We start from the raw sequence: 16,386 nt of genomic DNA on the forward strand, positions 1-16,386 counted from the left end.
TTTCCAGACAGTGCCGGAAACCGCTTTCCGTTCGGCCGCCCGGCACTGGCCGACCGGCGTCGCCGTGCTCACCGTCCGCTGGGCGGGCCTCGAACACGCGAAGACCGTCTCCTCGTTCGCCACCCTCTCGCTCGACCCGCTGCTGATCGGCGTCGCGGTCTCCCGCCGCAGCCCGCTGACGGCCGCGGTGCGCGCGGCCGGACGCTTCACCGTCGCGGTGCTGGGCGAGCACCAGGCGGCGCTGGCCCGCCGCTTCGCCACCCCGGGCGCGGGCCGGGCCCCGGGCGGCTTCACCGACCTGCCGGTGCTCGACGCCCCGACCGGCGGGCCGGTGCCGACCGGCGCGACGGCCTGGTTCGACGCCCGGCTGCACGCCGAACTCCCGGTCGGCGACCACCTGTTGCTGGTCGGCGAGGCCCTCGCGGTCGGCGAGGGAACGGGCCGTCCGCTGCTGCACCACGCCGCCCGCTACCGGCAGCTCGGCCCCGAGCTCCCACCTGCCGAGCTCCCGTCGACCGAGCTCCCATCAATCGACCCTCCAGCGCAAGGAGTTGGCGCATGACCCTGCTGTCCCCGGAGCCGCGCGGCCTGCTCACCGGCGCCCGCTACCTGGCCGAACTCGACGACGGCCGCGAGCTGTACCTGGACGGGCAGCGCGTCGGCAACCCGGCCGAGCACCCGGCGTTCCGGCCCGCCGCCGAGGAACTCGGCCGCCTGCTCGACCTCCAGCACCGGCCCGAGCACCGCGAGTTGCTGACCTTCAAGGACCCGGACACCGGGCTGCGCCTGGCCCGCGCCTACCAACCGCCCACCACCCTGGAGGAGTTGCGCGTCCAGCGGCGCAGCGCCGAGTTCTGGCACGCCGAGGCGCTCGGGCAGCAGGGCCGCTCCCCCGCGTTCATGGCCTCGATCGCCGTCGGCGTGCACGACTTCCGCCACCGGCTCGGCGCCGCCGATCCCCGGTTCGGGGCCAACGCCGAAGCCTGGTACCGGCATTGTGCACAGAACGACCTGGTGCTCTCGCACGCGCTGGGCGACCCGCAGATCGACCGCTCGGCGAGCCCGCTGGACGACCCCGACCTGGCGCTGCGCGTGCTGTCGGAGAACGAGAACGGCATCGTGGTGCGCGGGGCGAAGCAGCTCACCACCCTCGCGCCGCTGGCGCACGAGGTGCTGGTGTACCTGTCGGCGTCCTTCACCCAGGGCCGGGCCGAGCAGTTCGTGGTGTGGTTCGCGCTGCCGCTGAACACGCCCGGCCTGATCACGCTGGCCCGCGAGCCGCTCGGCACCGCCCCGTGGGGACACGGCCATCCGCTCGGCGCCCGCTACGACGAGCAGGACGCGATGCTGTTCTTCGACGACGTCCTGGTGCCGTGGGACCGGGTGTTCCTGCTGCGCGACGCCGACCTGGCCCGCCGCGGCCTGGCCCGGATCAACGCCTGGAGCGCCTACGTCGGCCACATCCGCTACCGGGAGCGCCTGCGCACCCTGCTGGCCACCGCCACGCTGCTCGCCGAGTCGATCGGCGTCAGCCAGTTCCGCAACATCCAGGAGGACCTGGGCCGCCTCGCCGGGTACGCCGAACTCACCGAGTACTTCCTGGACGCGGCGGAGAACCGCGGCGCGCTCACCGACGCCGGCCTGTTCGCCCCCGGCGACACCTTCGCCTCCCGGGTCTGGTCGGCCGAAGTCGCCGGCGACGCCGTCGAGATCGTCCGCCGGATCGGCGCGTCCGGCCTGCTGATGCAGCCCTCCCCCGGCGACCTCGCCAACCCGCGGCTGCGGCCGCACCTCGACCGCTACATGCGCGGGCGGGGCATCGACGTCGAGGCCAAGTCCCGGCTGTTCCGGCTGGCTTGGGAACTCACCGGGGACGGCTTCGGGCAGCGCCAGGACCTGTACGAGTATGTCCACCGCGGCGACCTCGCCCGCAACCGCATCACCGTCTTCCACCGCTACGACCAGTCCGCGACCAGGGCCCGACTGCTCGCCCTGCTCGACGACCCCGCCGCGAACGTTCAGGAGGCCCGCACGTGAGCCCGTCCGCCGTCGAGATCCAGGCCCGCACCCTCGCCGGGTACGCCGACGCCAGCCGACTGCGCCAAGTCCAGGACCGCGACTGGGTGTTGGACCGCGTCACCGGATCCCCCGAGACGCTGATCGACCTGGGCAGCGGCATCGGCCAGCTGCTCGCCACCGCCCTCGACCGCTTCCCCTCGCTCCGCCTCGCCGTCGGCCTGGAACGCTCCGAGCACCGGATCGCCGAAGCCGCCGACCGCCTCGCCCCGTACGGCCAACGCGTCGCGCTGCACGCCGCCGACCTCACCGCGCCCGAGCAACTCCCGTACCGCGCCGAGGTGATCACCCAGACCTCGGTCCTGCACTGGCTGTACCCGGACGAGGACCGGATCTTCGCCTGGGCCGCCGAACACCTCGCCCCCGGCGGGCGCTTCCTGCTCACCACCTACCACCCGGCCCGGGACGCCCACGGGCTGGGCGGCGAGGACGAGTTGGTCCGCGAGGCGCTCACCGCCCTCGGCACGCCCGCCGCCGACGTCCCCGCGCTGCTCGCCGCGCACGGCGTCCTGCCGATCGCCACCCGCACCCGCACCGCCGCCGACCTGCTCACCGTCCTCGCCCCGCACCTGCGCGTCGCCGGCCACACGGAACGCGACGCGGTCGTCACCGTCGACTCGGCCGAGCAGTACGAGCACTTCCACGCCGCGACCTTCGGCGACTACTACGCCCGGGTGCTGCCCGGAGAGCGCCGCGCCGACTTCTACCGGGCGATCGGGGCGAGCGCCTGGCGGCGGCAGAACACGCTCGGACGGGTCAGCCGAATGCCGGTTCGACTCTGGGAGTTGACGGCACATGAGGAGTTTGTTTCAGGAACCGGAAACCGCCCGCCCCGCGCCTAGGGTGGGTGCGCGACGCCCCCGGAACCGCCCGCAACGAGGAGCCACCCGTGTCCACCCCCGCCGTCAGTCAGGAGCTCGGCGCCTTCCTGCGCGCCCACCGCGAACGCCTCCAGCCCGCCGACGTCGGACTCACCGCCACCGCCCGGCGACGCACCCCCGGGCTGCGCCGCGAAGAGGTCGCCTCGCTCTCCGGCGTCGGCCTCGCCTGGTACACCTGGCTCGAACAGGGCCGCGTCACCGCCTCCCGGCAGGTCCTGGAGGCGGTGGCGCGAGCCCTCCGCCTGGACGCGGCGGGCCTGCGGCACGCCATGCGACTGGCCGGCTACCACGAGCCCGTCCCCGCGGACCGCACCGCCGCCGAGCGGCTCGCCGACGCGGTCCGCCCCGTCCTCGACTCCTGGCCGACCAGCCCCGCCGTCCTGCTCGACCGGCACTTCGACCTGCTCGCCTGGAACGCCGCCTGGACGGCGCTGTGGGGCTCCCCCGAGAAGGTCGACGCCGACCGCCGCAACCTGATGTGGCTGATGGCCGTCGACCGCCACCTGCGCAGCGTCCTGCACGACTGGGAACCGCTCGCCATGAACGTCTTCCAGCACTTCCGCGCCCAGGCCGGCCCCGCGATCGCCGACCCCCGCACCGACGAGCTCTACCGCCACCTCGAAGCGGACGCCCCCGACCTCCGCCACTGGTGGGGCTGCCACACCGTCGCCGAACTCACCGCCCGCGAGGTGGTGGTCTCCCCACCCGCGAGCACCGCGGTGTACCTGACGCTGAGCTCGTTCCACCCGGTGGACGATCCGTCGGCGCTGGTGCTGCTGTTCACCCCGAACAGCCCGGCGGACCTGGCGCGGATGAACGACCTGATCGAGCGCCCGCTCCGGGCGACGGCGTAGGAAGCACCACCAGGGGCGCGAGCGGGTGCGAAACCAGGGGCGCGGGGAACTGCGCGAAGCGGAAGGCACCCCGCCGCAAGATCGCGACGCAGGACAATGACTTGCCATTGATCGCGACCTTACGGACAGGTTGGCGCTTGTCGCGCAGTTCTCCCCCAGCCCTGGCGGGCCGGGAGGCACCCCCACGCGCCCCTGTTTTCGCGTCCGCCTGCGATTCGCGTCCGCCTGCGTTTCACGCCCCTGTTTTCGCGCCCGCCTGCGTTTCACGTCCGCCTGCGTTCCGCACCCGCACTGTGCCCGCGGCCGCTGCAAGCGCGAGCACGACGCCCGTGATCAGCGACCCGTGCGCGACGTTGCCGAAAGCGCCGATCGCCCAGGCGCCGACGCCCGTGCCCGCGTACATCGTGGAGGTCAGCCAGGCGCTGGAGGTGGCCCGGTGGGCGGGGGCGACGGTGCCGGCCAGGGTCTGCTGGTCCGTCACGAAACCGCCGGAGGCGACGAACCAGAGGAGGACGCCCAGGAGGGAGAGGATCAGGCCCGGTCCCGCCACGGCGAGGGCGATGCCCGCGGCGAGGAGCAGCGCCCAGCCGGGGAGCAGGGCCGGCTGACGGCCCGCCGCGCGGGCCTTGTCGCCGAGGCGGCCGCCGAGCAGGGAGCCCGCCACGCTGCCGGCGCCGACCAGGATGCCGACCAGGCCGAGGGCCTGGACGGAGAGGTCGAAGCGGTCGCCGAGGACGGCGCCGAGGAAGGTGTAGGCACCGAGGTTGGCGGCGTTGAAGGCGGTGTTGACCAGGAGGGCGCGGCGCAGGGCGGGGTCCCGCCAGGCGGCCAGGACGGCGAGGATCGTGCCGCCGGCGGGAGACGCGGGCCGCGGGGCGACCTGGCGGAGCAGTAGCGGGACGGCGGCCGCCGTGCCCGCGGTGAGGGCCCAGAACGCGGCGCGCCAGCCGGCCGCGCCGGCCAGGAGTCCGCCGAGCGGGACGCCGATGACCTGGCCGGTGGAGAACAGCGCCATGCCGAGTCCGAGGGCGCGGCCGCGGACCGCGTCGGGGGCGGTTTCCGCGATGTGCGCCCAGATCGCGGGGCCGGCGGCCGCGGCGGCGAGTCCGGCCAGGGCGCGGGAGAGCACCAGCAGGGTGAGGTCGGTGGAGAGCGCGGCGGCGGCGTTGGAGAGCACGAACAGCGCGGTGCCGGCCAGTAGGGTGCGCCGTCGTCCGAACCGGTCGCTGAGCAGGCCGAGGAACGGCGCGCAGACCGCGTACACCAGGACGTACGCGGTGACGGTGGAGGCCGCGGCGGCCTCGCTGACGTGGATCGAGCCGGCGATGGTCGGCAGCAGCGGGGAGACCAGGAAGGTCTCCGTCCCGAACAGGAAGAGCAGGGCGAGCACTCCGGCGTACCGCCACCGCCGGAACACCGGTTCGGCCGGCGTCTCCGCCTCGGCCCGGGAAAGGTCGGACACGTCGCTCACGGCGACCACCACCTCGTCAGCAGCGCGCAGCGCGTCCTCGGACCGGGGAACGCCGTCGGCCGCGCGCAGGGGGTACGGGGGCCCGATGCGGCCATCCTGGGCGGCGGGCGGGGGCGGCAACCAGACAGGCGTTGGTCGTGTGACCGCCGCTCACACGTTGCTGGAGTGTCAGCGGGTGTGGAGTCCGCCCGGGGGGATAGAAGGGCGGCATGCGTGTTGTTCCGGAGTCGGTGGCGGCGCTGGTGCGTCGCGGTGCCAGGGACCCGTTCGTGGTGCAGACGGTGCGGGCCACGGTCGCGGCGACGCTGGCGTACGTGGTGGCGACCTGGCTGAGCCGGGAGCCGGTGCCGTTGACGGCGCCGCTGACGGCGCTGCTGGTGGTGCAGGTGACGGTGTACTCGACGCTGAAGACCAGCGTGCGGCGGGTCAATTCGGTGGTGGTCGGGGTGCTGATCGCGATCGGGTTCTCCACCGTGGTGGGGCTGTCCTGGTGGAGCCTGGGGCTGATCATCCTGGCGTCGCTGACGGTGGGCCGGTTCGTCCGGGTCGACGAGTTCGTCCAGGAGGTGGCGATCAGCGCGATGCTGATCCTGGGCGTCTCGCAGGTCACCACGCAGGCCTGGGACCGGGTGCTGGAGACGGTGATCGGCGCGGTGGTCGGCCTGCTGTTCAACCTGGTGTTCGCGCCGCCGGTGTGGGTGGACACCGCCGGGGAGAAGATCGAGGACCTGGCCCGGCGCGCCCGTCACCTGCTGCTGGACCTCGCGGAGGAGCTGGGCCGCCCGGTGCCGGTGGAGCGGGCCGCCGAGCGGCTGCACGAGGCGCGCCGGCTGGACCAGGCGATCGCGGAGGTGGACGGCGCGCTGCGGCAGGCCGAGGACAGCCTGCGACTGAACCCGCGGATCAGCGAGGGCCTGCTGTCGCGGCTGGTGCTGCGCACCGGCCTGGACACCCTGGAGATCTGCGTGGTGGTGATCCGGGTGATCGCCCGTTCGCTGACCGACCTGGCCAAGCGGCGCACCGTCGACGAGCAGCTGTTCCCGTCGGAGGTCGCGGTGGCGCTGGAGGAGCTCTTCGCGCACATCGGCGGGGCGCTGGTGAGCTTCGCGGTGCTGGTCACCACCCAGGTCAGCCGCAACGCGGAGGAGGCCGAGCAGCGCCTGACGTCCGAGCTGGCCGCGGCCTGGACCTGCCGGGAGAACGTCGCGCAGCTGCTGCTGCGCCGCATCCAGCAGGACCCGCAGGCCTGGCAGCTGCACGGCTCCCTGCTCGCCGAGGTGGACCGGATCCTGGACGAACTGGATCTGGAGCACCGCTCCCGCCGTCTGATGGAGGAACTCGACCGGGCCTCCGTCGCCGGCCGCGACCGCTTCTCCCGCTTCGCCGGCATCCGCCGCCTGGCCCGCGGCGAGCGCCTGCGCCCCCGCCGCCGCAAGCCCGACCGGCAGGCCGCCTGACGGAGCGTCGTCCTCGACGGCTCCTCGACGGCGGAGGGTGCGCCGGCCCGGCCTGCGGCACCTCGGCGCCTGACGGGCCGTCGGAGTGGGCCCGCTCCACCGTTGGGACGAAACGTCGTACCGGGCCGGAGTGTTGTGGTGGCGGGCGACGGGGGCGCGGTGAACCTCGTGGGGTGTCGGCGCGGTGCCGGCAGCTCCCGTCCACCCATCCGGAGTTCTCCATGGCCTCAACCCTGGCCGGGCGACGCCTGCGTGCCCTGCGTGCCGGTGTCCTCCTCGGCGCCGCCGCGCTGCCGCTGGCCGCGCCCGCGGCGCCGGCCTTCGCCGCGCCCGGCGACAACGGCGACGTGAAGATCCACAGTACCGGCGTGCCGTTCAACGACCCTCGGGACGAGCCGAAGGTCTGCAAGTTCTACCTGGACGCCTTCAACTTCGACACCGTGCAGCTGGTGTCCTGGGAGATCGACCAGCAGCAGCCGCCCGGCACCAGGACGCTGTCGGGGAGCATCGTGCTCTCCGGCGGCACCGGGCACACCACCAACCTGTCGCTGCCGAACGGCACCTACAAGCTGATCTGGAACTTCGTCGGCGAGACCGGGCAGGCCAAGCAGAAGGTGTTCGCCGTCGACTGCGGCTCCGGCGCCCAGAACAGCCCGCCGCCGACCGCGCCGCCCGCGCATGCCCAGCAGTCGGCGGCGGCGCCGCAGCTGCACTCGGCGCCGCCGCAGGTGCACCAGGGCCACGTGCCGAAGGGCGGGGTCGCGGCCGGCGAGGGCGGCGGCTCGCACGGGCTGAACCCGGCGGAGATCGCCGTCGGCGGTGCGCTGCTCGCCGGGGGCGGATGGCTGGTGGCTCGCCGGCTGCGTCGCTCGCGCCGTTGACGCCACCTCGGCGGGCCCCCCGCCGCCGACGGACCCGTGGCGCCGACCCCGTCGTGGTCGGCGCCACGGCCGTGGCCGTGCTGTTCGGCGGCATGCTGGTGCGCGACGGCCTGGTCGGCGCCCAACCGCCCCCGCCCGACGCGGCCCCCGCCCCGTCGCACCGCGCCACGCTCGCCCCGGACTCCCCGGCGCTCGACCCGTCCGCGCCGCGCCGGCTGCGGATCCCGTCGATCTCCGTGGACGCCACCTTCACCGAGCTCGGCCTGGACGTCCGGGGCGAGCTGGAGACCCCGCCGAGCGAGCGGGCGAACCTGGTCGGCTGGTACCGCGACGGCGCCGCGCCCGGCGCGGACGGCACCGCCGTGGTGGTCGGGCACGCGGACGACCGGCACGGCCCGGGCGTGCTGTACCGGCTCGGGCTGCTGCGCCCCGGCCTGGCCATCGCCGTCACCCGGGCGGACCGGCGGACCGCCACCTTCACCGTCGACGAGGTGCGCTCCTACCCGAAGAGCGCCTTCCCGTCCGAGGAGGTGTACGGGACGACCGGCCGCGCCGAACTGCGGGTGATCACCTGCGGCGGCCACTACGACCGGAAGAACGGCTACGACTCCAACACCGTGGTGTACGCCCACCTGACCTCCAGCAGCGCCGCCACCTGAGCCGTGCGCCCGGCCCCCGAACGCCCGTGCCGGGCCTAGCGTTTGACGTCGCGCCGGGCCGAGCCCGCCAGGACCGCCGCGCCGAGCAGCGCCGCCGCGAGCGCCGCGACCAGCAGCGGGCTCGGCCCGTCCGGGCGGCCGGCGGTGCGGACGGCGCCCATGAAGTCGACCGCGCGGACCTGGTTGACCAGCAGGTACCACAGCGGCAGGTACAGCGCCTGGAACGGGCGGTGGCTGCGGACGACGGTGCCGAGCCCGAGGGCCAGCGCCGGGACGAACAGCGCCCCGGCGAGCCAGTGCGCGGCCCCGGCGGCGTCGCCCGCGACCAGCATCCGCAGCAGCGGACCGAGGCCGGCCACCGCCGCCAGCAGCACGCCCGACGCCCAGTCGGCCAGCAGCCGCAGCCGCGGCGCGGGGTGCGCGGCCAGCAGTTCCTCCAGGCCGTTCTCCACCTGCTGGGAGCCCAGCCGGGACCAGATCAGCACCGGCCACAGCCACAGCGCGGGCAGCAGGAGCCCGGTGACCAGCGGCAGCGGCACGGCGAGCGCGGCCACGCCGAGTGCCGCGGTGACGGCCCACCAGGTCCACGGCACGCCCTGCACCAGGATCCGGGTCTGCCCGACCAGCAACCGCCCGAACGCCGTCCCGGCCCGCACCGGCGCGGTGGGCGGCAGCGCCCCGAACGGCCCGGGCGCAGCGGGCGCGACCGGCTCGGCGGGCTCCGCGACCGACCGAGCGGTGGCGGTGGCGGTGGCGGTGGCGGTCCGGCCGGGGCTGCGGGCCGGGTCGAAGCGCCCGAACCAGAGCGCGGGCAGCACGGCCAGCGCGGCCGCGCAGGCGACGATCGCCAGCCGGGTCGTCAGGAAGCCGCCGGAGAACTGTGCGCCGTCCCAGCCGAAGGTGTGCAGCGGCTCCGGGACCTGCGTCAGGCCAAGGCTGAACTCACCGTCCCCGAAAGGCAGTTGCTGACGCCGCAGGGCGTCGACCATGGACTGCGTCGCCTGCTGCACGCCGATCCCGCCGAGCGGGGCGTCGGCCGACTGCCCGCCGATGGCGAGCACCAGCGACAGCACGAACCAGACCACGTTGCCGAACCCGGCCCGCAGCGGCGGCACGGTGTCGAACAGCACGGCGGCCGCGGCGGTCACCGCGATCAGCGGCAGCGCGATGAGGGCGAACGGCCCGAGCAGGGCGAGCGGGTGCACGGCCCGGTCCTCGCCGCGGACGAGTTGCAGCACCAGCGCGGTGCCGGCCAGCACGCCGAGCATCGAGGCGAGCACCAGCAGGTTGGCGAGGAGCTTCGCGGCCAGGTAGCCGGCCGTGCGCAGCGGGGTGGCGGCGAGGATCTCGCCGACCCGGCCCGCGGCGTCCCGGACGATGCCGCCGCGGACCACCCAGAAGCCGCCGACGGTGAGCCACAGCGCGCCGGCCAGAGCGGTCGCGGTGCCGACCCAGGCGCTGTTGTAGACGCCGCGGTTCCCGCCGACGTCGATGATCGCCCAGCGGCTGTCCGCGGCGGGCACCGCCAGCAGGCCGAGCGCGACGGCGGCCAGCAGCGTCACCGCGTACACGGGCCGCCGCACCCGGTCGCGGAAGTCCCCGGCGGCGAGTCGGACGAGTGCGGTGCCGGTCATCGCAGCGCCTCCGGCCGGGCGGGGGCGCCGTGCACGGCGGCCAGGTAGGCGTCCTCCAGGTCGGGCGGCACGGGCACGGCGTCCGCGGTCGGCGGGTGCCCGGCCAGCACCCGCAGCCGGACGCCGTCGGCGGTGCGCACCGCGCGGCCGACCTGGTACCGGGCCTGCACGCCCGGCACCTCGGCCGGTGCGACCACGGCCTCCCAGACCTGCCCGTCGAGTTCCCGCAGCAGCTGGTCGGGGGTGCCGCGGCGGAGCAGCCGGCCGTGGGCGAGGACGGCGAGGTCGGCGGCGGCCGCTTCGACGTCGGAGACGATGTGGGTGGACAGCAACACGATCCGGTCGGCGGCGAGTTCGCCGAGCAGGTTGCGCAGCCGCACCCGCTCCTCGGGGTCGAGTCCGGCGGTCGGCTCGTCCACCACCAGCACCCGGGGGTCGGCGAGCAGCGCCTGGGCGATGCCGACCCGGCGCAGCATGCCGCCGGAGTAGCCGCGCAGCGGGCGGCGGACGGCCTCGGTCAGGTTGACCAGTTCGATCAGCTGGTCGATCCGGGCCCGGGCGGAGCGTGCGGAGAGGCCTTTGGCGGCGGCCAGGTAGGCCAGGAACTCGCGTGCCGTCAGGTTCGGGTACACGCCGAAGTCCTGTGGCAGGTAGCCGAGTTCGCGGCGCACCCGGTCGGGCTGGGCGAGTGCGTCGGCGCCCCGGTAGCGGTAGCTGCCGCGGGTGGGGCGGGTGACGGTGGCCAGGATCCGCATCAGGGAGGACTTGCCGGCGCCGTTGGGGCCGAGCAGGCCGGTCAGTCCGGGGCGCAGCTGCAGCGTGAGATCGTCCAGGGCGCGTTTGCCGCCGCGGTACTCCTTGCCGATGCCGTCGAGTTCGATGGTCGGGTCGGTCATGGGTGGGTCTCCGTGGTTCGCGGGGGTGGTCAGCCCTTGAGGTCGGTGGGGCGGCCGTCGCGGGTGACGGCGACGTTGCGGGGCACCTCGACGCGGAACCTGGCCTCGCAGTCGGCCAGTCCGGTGCAGCCGGCGTGCAGGTCGAGGGTGCCGTTCTCCAGCGTCCAGCTGAGCCTCTTGCTGCCGACCTGGGCGCCGGTGTCGAACCAGCGGGTGACCTTGACGTCGGTCCGGTCGGCGGGGATCAGGTCGGTGGGGTTGCCGTGCGCCTTGACGTCCAGGGCGGTGCCGGTGAACGCGAAGGTCTGCTCCTCCGGTTCGGCCTTGGCGGAGTCGGCGCAGCCGGTCAGCGGCAGCACGGCGGCCACCGCGAGGGCGAGCAGGACGGTCTTCGGGTGCGGGCGTCGTTCCACCGGTTCCTCCGGGCGGCTCGGTCGGGTACGTCCCGAGCCTCGCCGATCCGGGCTCGTCCGCCATCTGCCGTTCGGCAGATATCCGGTGACTCGTCGTCAGCCCTCGCCGACCCGGCCGGACGCCCGCGCCGAGGACGCCGCGGTGGCCTGGCCCGGCCTGCCGGAGGCCCGCCCGGCGTCGCCGTCGCCAGGGATCGGCCGGCCGGCGCCCTCGGCACGGCCGCCCGGGCGTCCCGCACCGTTGCAGCCCCGGGAGCTCCGGCACCGCTCCGCGCCTCGCCGGAACGTTCGAACTCGCGCGGGTCGGGCCTTCGCCCTGACGCTGGAATGTGAAGGAGGCGTGAATCCATGATCACCGAACAACAGATGCGTTCCCTGATGCACCACCCCGTGCACGACGCCGACGGCCACCGGATCGGCACCGCGGACCACCTCTTCCTGAACGACGCGACCGGCCGACCGGAGTGGGTCACCGTCAAGACCGGACGGCTCGGGAACGGCCAGTCCTTCGTGCCGGTCCGCGACGCCCACGTGGTCGGCAACCACCTCCAGGTCCCCTTCGCCAAGGACAAGGTCAAGGACGCCCCGACCGTGGCGGTGGACCGCGGCGGACACCTCTCCGAGCAGGAGGAACGCCGCCTGTACCACCACTACGGCATCGACTGGGACGAGGCCTGGAAGACCGCCAACGAGCCGGGCGAGGGCGGCTGGGCGCACCGTGACGGCGGTGACGCGAAGAGCACCCGCACCGCCGGGGCCGCCAAGGCGACGGACACCGCCGCCACCGCGCCCACCACCGGCGCCGCGCGCCCGTCCGACACCCGGATCACCGCCACCAGCGGGACGGGCGCCACCGGCGCGGCGGTCACCGGCGCAGCGGCCACCGGCGTCGCGGCGACCGGCGACCTGAAGCGCGACCGCACGGGCGGCCGGGCGACGCCGGACGACGTGATGACCCGCTCCGAGGAGCGGATGCGCGTCGGTGTCGAACGGTACGAGACCGGACACGCCCGGTTGCGGAAGTACGTCGTCACCGAGGAGGAGCAGCAGACCGTGCCGATCCGGCACGAGGAGGTCCGCGTCGAACGCGAGCCGATCACCGAGGCGAACCGGGCCGCCGCGATGTCCGACGAGCCGATCGCCGAGGCAGAGTACGACGTCGTCCTGCACGCGGAGCGCCCGATCGTGCGCACCGAGGCCGTGCCGGTCGAACGGGTGCGCCTGGTGACCGAGGAGCACGTCGAGCAGCAGACCGTCACCGGCGAGCTCCGCAAGGAACGCATCGAGGCCGACCTGCCCGACGCGGACGCCGCCCGCCCGACCCGTCCGACGACCGGTCGGGACAAGGGCGGACCCGCGACAGCCTGACGACCCGCCGCCCCGGCCGGGCCGCGACCGGCCGCACCGGCCGCGGCCCCGGGGCGTCAGGCGCGTCAGGCGCGTCAGGCGCGGAGCGAGCGGGAATCGAGCCCACCGATGCCGCGCCGCCCGCTCAGGGGCTCTCGCCGGGCGTCACCAGCCCGCTCTCGTAGGCCACCACGACGGCCTGCGCCCGGCTGGTCAGGCCGAGTTTGGACATCACCCGGTTGAGGTGAGTCTTGACGGTGGCGACCGTCACCACCAGGCGGGTCGCGACGTCCTCGTTGGTGAGGCCCTGGCCGACCAGGTGCAGGACGTGGGTCTCCCGGTCGGTGAGGGCGTCGAGGCCGGTGGTGCGGCGGCGGGCCGGGTCGGCGCGGTGGGCGAAGGTCTCGACCAGGCGGCGGGTGACGCCGGGTGCGAAGAGCAGCTCGCCGTCGGCGATCAACTCGACGGCGGTGAGCAGCCGTTCGGGCGGGGTGTCCTTGAGCAGGAAGCCGCTGGCGCCGGCCTTCAGCGCGGCGTAGACGTACTGGTCGAGGTCGAAGACGGTCAGCATGACGACCTTGGGCTTCGGTTCGACGGCATCGGCGAGGATCCGTTCCAGTGCGGCGATGCCGCTGATGCCGGGCAGTCGGATGTCCATCAGCACCACGTCGGGGCGGTGGCGGGCGGCGAGTTCGACCGCCTCCTCGCCGGTGGCGGCCTCGCCGGCCACGTCCAGTCCGGGTGCGGCCCGCACCAGGGCGGCCAGCCCGGCCCGGACCAGCACCTGGTCGTCCACGATCAATACGGTTGTCGTCATCCGCGCCGTCTCCCCCTTGCCGGCAGGGCGGCCGGATGCCGCCCCTATGCGTCGGCCGCCGGAACCGGGAGCGAGAACACCACCGCGAACCCCCCGTGCGGCCGAGGGCCGGCCTCCACCGACCCGCCGTAAAGTTTGACGCGTTCACGCATCCCGATCAAACCCAGCCCGCCACCTGGGAGTTGAGCGGCGGGGCGACCTCCCGCGCCGTCGTCGGCCACCTCGGCGTCCAGCCGGTCGGCGGCGTACCGGAGGGCGACGGTGACCCTGGCCGCCGGGCCGGCGTGCTTGATCACGTTGGTCAGCGCCTCCTGGACGACCCGGAACGCGCACAGGTCCACGCCGGGGGCGAGCGGGCGGGGCCGCCCGGTGACGGCGACCCGGACGTCCAGGCCGGCGGCGCGGGCGCGGTCCACCAGGTCGTCGAGGCGGTCCAGGCCGGGGGTGGGGAAGTAGGGCCCGTCCTCCTCGGCGCCCGCGTCGGGGGCGACCCGGAGCACCTGGAGCAGGCTGCGCATCTCCTCCAGCGCCTCCCGGCCGGTCGCCCCGATCGAGTCCAGGGCGGCCCGCGCGGCGGGCGGATCGGAGTCGAACACGTAGCCGGCCAGGCCCGCCTGCACGGCCAGCGCGGACAGGTGGTGGGCGACCACGTCGTGCAGCTCCCGGGCGATCCGGAGCCGTTCCTCGACCACCGCGTGCCGCGCCCGCAGCTCCTGCTCCTTCCTCAACCGCTCGGTCATCTCGGCGAGTTGGGCGTTGCGTTCGGCCAGGTTCCGGGTGCCGGTGGCGAACAGCCAGATCGCGCCGGTCCCGATCAGGGACTGCGCCAGCGACACCTCGACGCTCACCCGGGCCTGGAACCCGGCCGCCAGCCACAGGCCCGCCACCACGGCCGCCGCACCGGCCGCGCTCCGGGTCGGGCGGCGCACGATCACGCTGTAGCCGGCCAGCAGCGGCGCCCACGGGTTCACCGACGGCTGGTACCCGGCCGCCAGGAACACCAGCAGTCCGGCCGCCGACACCAGCAGCACCGTCCACGGCCACCGCCGCCGCACCGCCAGCGGCAGCGTGACCAGCAGGCACAGCGCGACCGCCCAGCCGTCGAACGGCCGCCAGTCCTCGTGGCGGTACCGCGCCCGGTACGCCTCCAACGAGTAGACGACCGTCACCGTCGCCAGCACCACCGCGAGCACCGTGTCGACCGCCGCCGGAGAGACCCGCAGCCGTCTGCCACCCATCTGCACACCGGCAGCGTAGACACCCCGTCGACCGTGGCACGTCAACCCTGGGGTTGACCCCGGTGCACGCGTGACACCGCAGGTGGGGGATCGTTGGAGTTCACACGACCGATTTTCCGGGGCCGTTCCCGGACGAACGAAGACGAACGAAGGAGACCCTCATGATCTTCATCGCGGTGAAGTTCACCGTCCGCCCCGAGCGCGCCGACCAGTGGCTGGACCTGGTCGCCGACTTCACGGCCGCCACCCGCAACGAGCCCGGCAACCTGTTCTTCGAGTGGTCGCGCAGCGTCGACAACCCCCACCAGTTCGTCCTGCTGGAGGCCTTCACCGACGACGAGGCCGGCTCGCAGCACGTCAACTCGGCGCACTTCAAGGACGCCATGGACACGATGGCCTACGCGGTCGCCACCGTCCCGGAGATCGTCAACATGACGGTCCCCGGCAACGGCTGGTCCGAGATGGCCGAGGTCACGCCGCGCAGCTGACCGCCCCCGGCCGGCCCCCGCCCCGGCCGCAGGAGCGGCGACCGGGACGGGCCGAGCGGCGCCGGTCGGCGGCCCCGGGGGGTCAGAGCTTGGCGACGCCGTCGAGCAACCGGTCGAGCTCGTCGTCGGTGTTGTAGTAGTGCACGGAGGCGCGGACGACCTCGACCGGCTTCTGCGCACGGAGGTCGAACCGGGCCGAGGACGGCCGGGAGACCATGGCGGTCACCCCGGCGGCCCGCAGCCCGTCCACCAGTTGCTGGGCGTCGCGGCCCTCCTTGGCGAAGGTGACGATGCCGCTGCGCACCCGGCCCCGGTCGTGGACGCGGACGCCGTCGAGACCGGACAGGCCCGCCCGCAGCCGGTCGGCGACGGTGTCGATGCGGCGGCGGATCGGGTCGAGGCCGAGGGCGAGGGCCTCGTCGACGGCCGCGCCGAGGCCGAGCAGGCCGGCGACGCTGCGCTCCCAGGTCTCGAAGCGGCGGGCGTCGGGGCGGATCTCGAAGGTGTCGGGGCCGGTCCAGGTCGCGGAGCGCAGGTCGAGCATCGGCGGCCGCAGATCGGTCACCAGCTCCCGGTCGACGTACAGGAAGCCGGTGCCGCGCGGGCCGCGCAGGTACTTGCGGCCGGCCGCCGACAGCAGGTGGCAGCCGATCTCCCGGACGTCCAGCGGGAGTTGACCGGCCGACTGGCAGGCGTCCAGCAGGTAGAGCGCGCCGGCCCGCCGGGCCAGGGCGCCGATCCCGGCGGCGGGCTGGATCAGGCCGTCGTAGGTCGGCACGTGGTTGACGGCGACCAGCCGGACGCCGCCCTGCCCGAGCAGCTCGGCGAGCGCGTCGAGGTCGACCTGCCCGTGCTCGTCGTCGGGGATCGGTTCGACGGACACCCCGAAGCGCTCCTTGGCCTGCAGGAAGGCCAGGCCGTTGGACGGGTACTCGCTGCGCGAGGTGAGGATGCGGTCGCCGGGGCGGAACGCGATGGCGTGAAACGCCATGTCCCAGGCCCGGGTGGCGCTGTCCACCAGGGCGATCTCCTCGGGCAGCGCGTTCAGCAGCCGGGCCACCGAGGCGTACACCGCCTCCACCCGGTCGTCCTCGCGGTCGGCCGCGGCGTAGCCGCCGAGGCGGGCCTCCAGCAGGAGGTGGTCGACGACGGTGCGGGTGACGTTCTCGGTGTGCAGCGCCGAGCCCGCGTTGTCGAAGAACGCCGTCTCGGTACAGCCGGGCGTCACCGCCCGCAGCTGCGTGATGTCCATCGTGCCAACTCCCTGCCGGGCC

The 16,386-nt window shown here is 74.6% G+C and carries 16 protein-coding genes; 9 read left to right on the plus strand and 7 right to left on the minus strand.

Translation table 11 applies throughout. The annotated features are described in order from the left end of the window. Positions 1–10 precede the first annotated feature (10 nt). Genes ACI1MP_RS07925 through ACI1MP_RS07940 form a run of 4 tightly spaced genes read left to right on the plus strand, consistent with a single transcriptional unit; the run spans position 11 to position 3,811 of the window. A complete protein-coding gene (locus ACI1MP_RS07925) occupies positions 11–562 on the plus strand; it encodes a flavin reductase family protein (protein WP_404868149.1) in 552 nt (183 codons plus the stop codon). Beyond that, positions 559–2,037 carry a 4-hydroxyphenylacetate 3-hydroxylase N-terminal domain-containing protein gene (locus ACI1MP_RS07930; RefSeq protein ID WP_404868150.1) on the plus strand — a complete coding sequence of 493 codons (1,479 nt, stop codon included), beginning with the start codon at positions 559–561 and terminating at the stop codon, positions 2,035–2,037. The genes ACI1MP_RS07925 and ACI1MP_RS07930 overlap by 4 nt, the downstream gene beginning before the upstream one ends. After that, entirely contained in the window at positions 2,034–2,918 is an 885-nt protein-coding gene (locus tag ACI1MP_RS07935) for a class I SAM-dependent methyltransferase (protein ID WP_404868151.1), read from the plus strand. Before ACI1MP_RS07930 ends, ACI1MP_RS07935 begins: the two co-directional genes overlap by 4 nt. A gap of 47 nt (positions 2,919–2,965) precedes the next feature. After that, positions 2,966–3,811 carry a helix-turn-helix domain-containing protein gene (locus ACI1MP_RS07940; protein ID WP_404868152.1) on the plus strand — a complete coding sequence of 282 codons (846 nt, stop codon included), beginning with the start codon at positions 2,966–2,968 and terminating at the stop codon, positions 3,809–3,811. A gap of 232 nt (positions 3,812–4,043) precedes the next feature. Here ACI1MP_RS07940 and ACI1MP_RS07945 read toward each other — a convergent pair whose 3' ends face one another. Beyond that, complete coding sequence (locus ACI1MP_RS07945; RefSeq protein ID WP_404868153.1) at positions 4,044–5,282, minus strand: MFS transporter; 1,239 nt, start codon at positions 5,280–5,282, stop codon at positions 4,044–4,046. Between the two features lie 209 nt (positions 5,283–5,491). Between ACI1MP_RS07945 and ACI1MP_RS07950 the strand changes: the two genes are divergently transcribed. The 3 genes from ACI1MP_RS07950 (at position 5,492) to ACI1MP_RS07960 (ending at position 8,279) form a co-directional block, all read left to right on the plus strand. Continuing rightward, a complete protein-coding gene (locus ACI1MP_RS07950) occupies positions 5,492–6,739 on the plus strand; it encodes an aromatic acid exporter family protein (protein WP_380336443.1) in 1,248 nt (415 codons plus the stop codon). Positions 6,740–6,960: 221 nt separating this feature from the next. Then, the gene (locus tag ACI1MP_RS07955) at positions 6,961–7,620 is read left to right on the plus strand and encodes a hypothetical protein (protein ID WP_404868154.1); all 660 of its coding nucleotides are present in this window, start codon (positions 6,961–6,963) and stop codon (positions 7,618–7,620) included. A gap of 53 nt (positions 7,621–7,673) precedes the next feature. Then, positions 7,674–8,279, plus strand: a complete 606-nt coding sequence (locus ACI1MP_RS07960) for a class F sortase (protein ID WP_404868155.1) — start codon at positions 7,674–7,676, stop codon at positions 8,277–8,279. A 35-nt stretch (positions 8,280–8,314) separates the two neighbouring features. Here ACI1MP_RS07960 and ACI1MP_RS07965 read toward each other — a convergent pair whose 3' ends face one another. The 3 genes from ACI1MP_RS07965 to ACI1MP_RS07975 are packed head-to-tail and all read right to left on the minus strand — an operon-like array spanning position 8,315 to position 11,222. Continuing rightward, positions 8,315–9,913, minus strand: coding sequence for a hypothetical protein (locus ACI1MP_RS07965; protein WP_404868156.1), 1,599 nt, complete (start codon positions 9,911–9,913; stop codon positions 8,315–8,317). Beyond that, positions 9,910–10,809 carry an ABC transporter ATP-binding protein gene (locus tag ACI1MP_RS07970; RefSeq protein ID WP_404868157.1) on the minus strand — a complete coding sequence of 300 codons (900 nt, stop codon included), beginning with the start codon at positions 10,807–10,809 and terminating at the stop codon, positions 9,910–9,912. Before ACI1MP_RS07970 ends, ACI1MP_RS07965 begins: the two co-directional genes overlap by 4 nt. Before the next feature lie 29 nt (positions 10,810–10,838). Then, a complete protein-coding gene (locus ACI1MP_RS07975) occupies positions 10,839–11,222 on the minus strand; it encodes a hypothetical protein (RefSeq protein ID WP_404868158.1) in 384 nt (127 codons plus the stop codon). A gap of 348 nt (positions 11,223–11,570) precedes the next feature. Between ACI1MP_RS07975 and ACI1MP_RS07980 the strand changes: the two genes are divergently transcribed. Further along, positions 11,571–12,590: a DUF2382 domain-containing protein gene (locus tag ACI1MP_RS07980; protein ID WP_404868159.1), complete on the plus strand. Its 1,020-nt coding sequence runs from the start codon at positions 11,571–11,573 to the stop codon at positions 12,588–12,590. A gap of 124 nt (positions 12,591–12,714) precedes the next feature. Here the strand turns inward: ACI1MP_RS07980 and ACI1MP_RS07985 are convergent, their stop codons facing one another. Continuing rightward, positions 12,715–13,386, minus strand: a complete 672-nt coding sequence (locus tag ACI1MP_RS07985) for a response regulator (RefSeq protein WP_380336420.1) — start codon at positions 13,384–13,386, stop codon at positions 12,715–12,717. Between the two features lie 44 nt (positions 13,387–13,430). Continuing rightward, positions 13,431–14,624, minus strand: coding sequence for a histidine kinase (locus ACI1MP_RS07990; protein ID WP_404868160.1), 1,194 nt, complete (start codon positions 14,622–14,624; stop codon positions 13,431–13,433). Positions 14,625–14,785: 161 nt separating this feature from the next. On the opposite strand from ACI1MP_RS07990, the gene ACI1MP_RS07995 reads away from it, so the two are divergent. Then, positions 14,786–15,112 (plus strand): putative quinol monooxygenase, encoded by a 327-nt coding sequence (locus ACI1MP_RS07995; RefSeq protein WP_404868161.1) that lies wholly within the window; start codon positions 14,786–14,788, stop codon positions 15,110–15,112. Between the two features lie 82 nt (positions 15,113–15,194). On the opposite strand, the gene ACI1MP_RS08000 is transcribed toward ACI1MP_RS07995, so the two are convergent. Beyond that, on the minus strand, positions 15,195–16,364 hold the full coding sequence (locus ACI1MP_RS08000) for an aminotransferase class V-fold PLP-dependent enzyme (RefSeq protein WP_404868162.1): 1,170 nt from the start codon (positions 16,362–16,364) through the stop codon (positions 15,195–15,197). Positions 16,365–16,386: the final 22 nt, after the last annotated feature.

It is taken from the genome of Kitasatospora griseola, from assembly GCF_044999035.1.
GTDB lineage: Bacteria > Actinomycetota > Actinomycetes > Streptomycetales > Streptomycetaceae > Kitasatospora > Kitasatospora griseola.

Coding starts and splice junctions, on each gene's coding strand:
- ACI1MP_RS07930 (WP_404868150.1), top strand. CDS start 559: ATGACCCTGCTGTCCCCGGAGCCGCGCGGCCTGCTCACCGGCGCCCGC.
- ACI1MP_RS07950 (WP_380336443.1), top strand. CDS start 5,492: ATGCGTGTTGTTCCGGAGTCGGTGGCGGCGCTGGTGCGTCGCGGTGCC.
- ACI1MP_RS07955 (WP_404868154.1), top strand. CDS start 6,961: ATGGCCTCAACCCTGGCCGGGCGACGCCTGCGTGCCCTGCGTGCCGGT.
- ACI1MP_RS07965 (WP_404868156.1), bottom strand. CDS start 9,913: ATGACCGGCACCGCACTCGTCCGACTCGCCGCCGGGGACTTCCGCGAC.
- ACI1MP_RS07970 (WP_404868157.1), bottom strand. CDS start 10,809: ATGACCGACCCGACCATCGAACTCGACGGCATCGGCAAGGAGTACCGC.
- ACI1MP_RS07980 (WP_404868159.1), top strand. CDS start 11,571: ATGATCACCGAACAACAGATGCGTTCCCTGATGCACCACCCCGTGCAC.
- ACI1MP_RS07985 (WP_380336420.1), bottom strand. CDS start 13,386: ATGACGACAACCGTATTGATCGTGGACGACCAGGTGCTGGTCCGGGCC.
- ACI1MP_RS07990 (WP_404868160.1), bottom strand. CDS start 14,624: ATGGGTGGCAGACGGCTGCGGGTCTCTCCGGCGGCGGTCGACACGGTG.
- ACI1MP_RS07995 (WP_404868161.1), top strand. CDS start 14,786: ATGATCTTCATCGCGGTGAAGTTCACCGTCCGCCCCGAGCGCGCCGAC.
- ACI1MP_RS08000 (WP_404868162.1), bottom strand. CDS start 16,364: ATGGACATCACGCAGCTGCGGGCGGTGACGCCCGGCTGTACCGAGACG.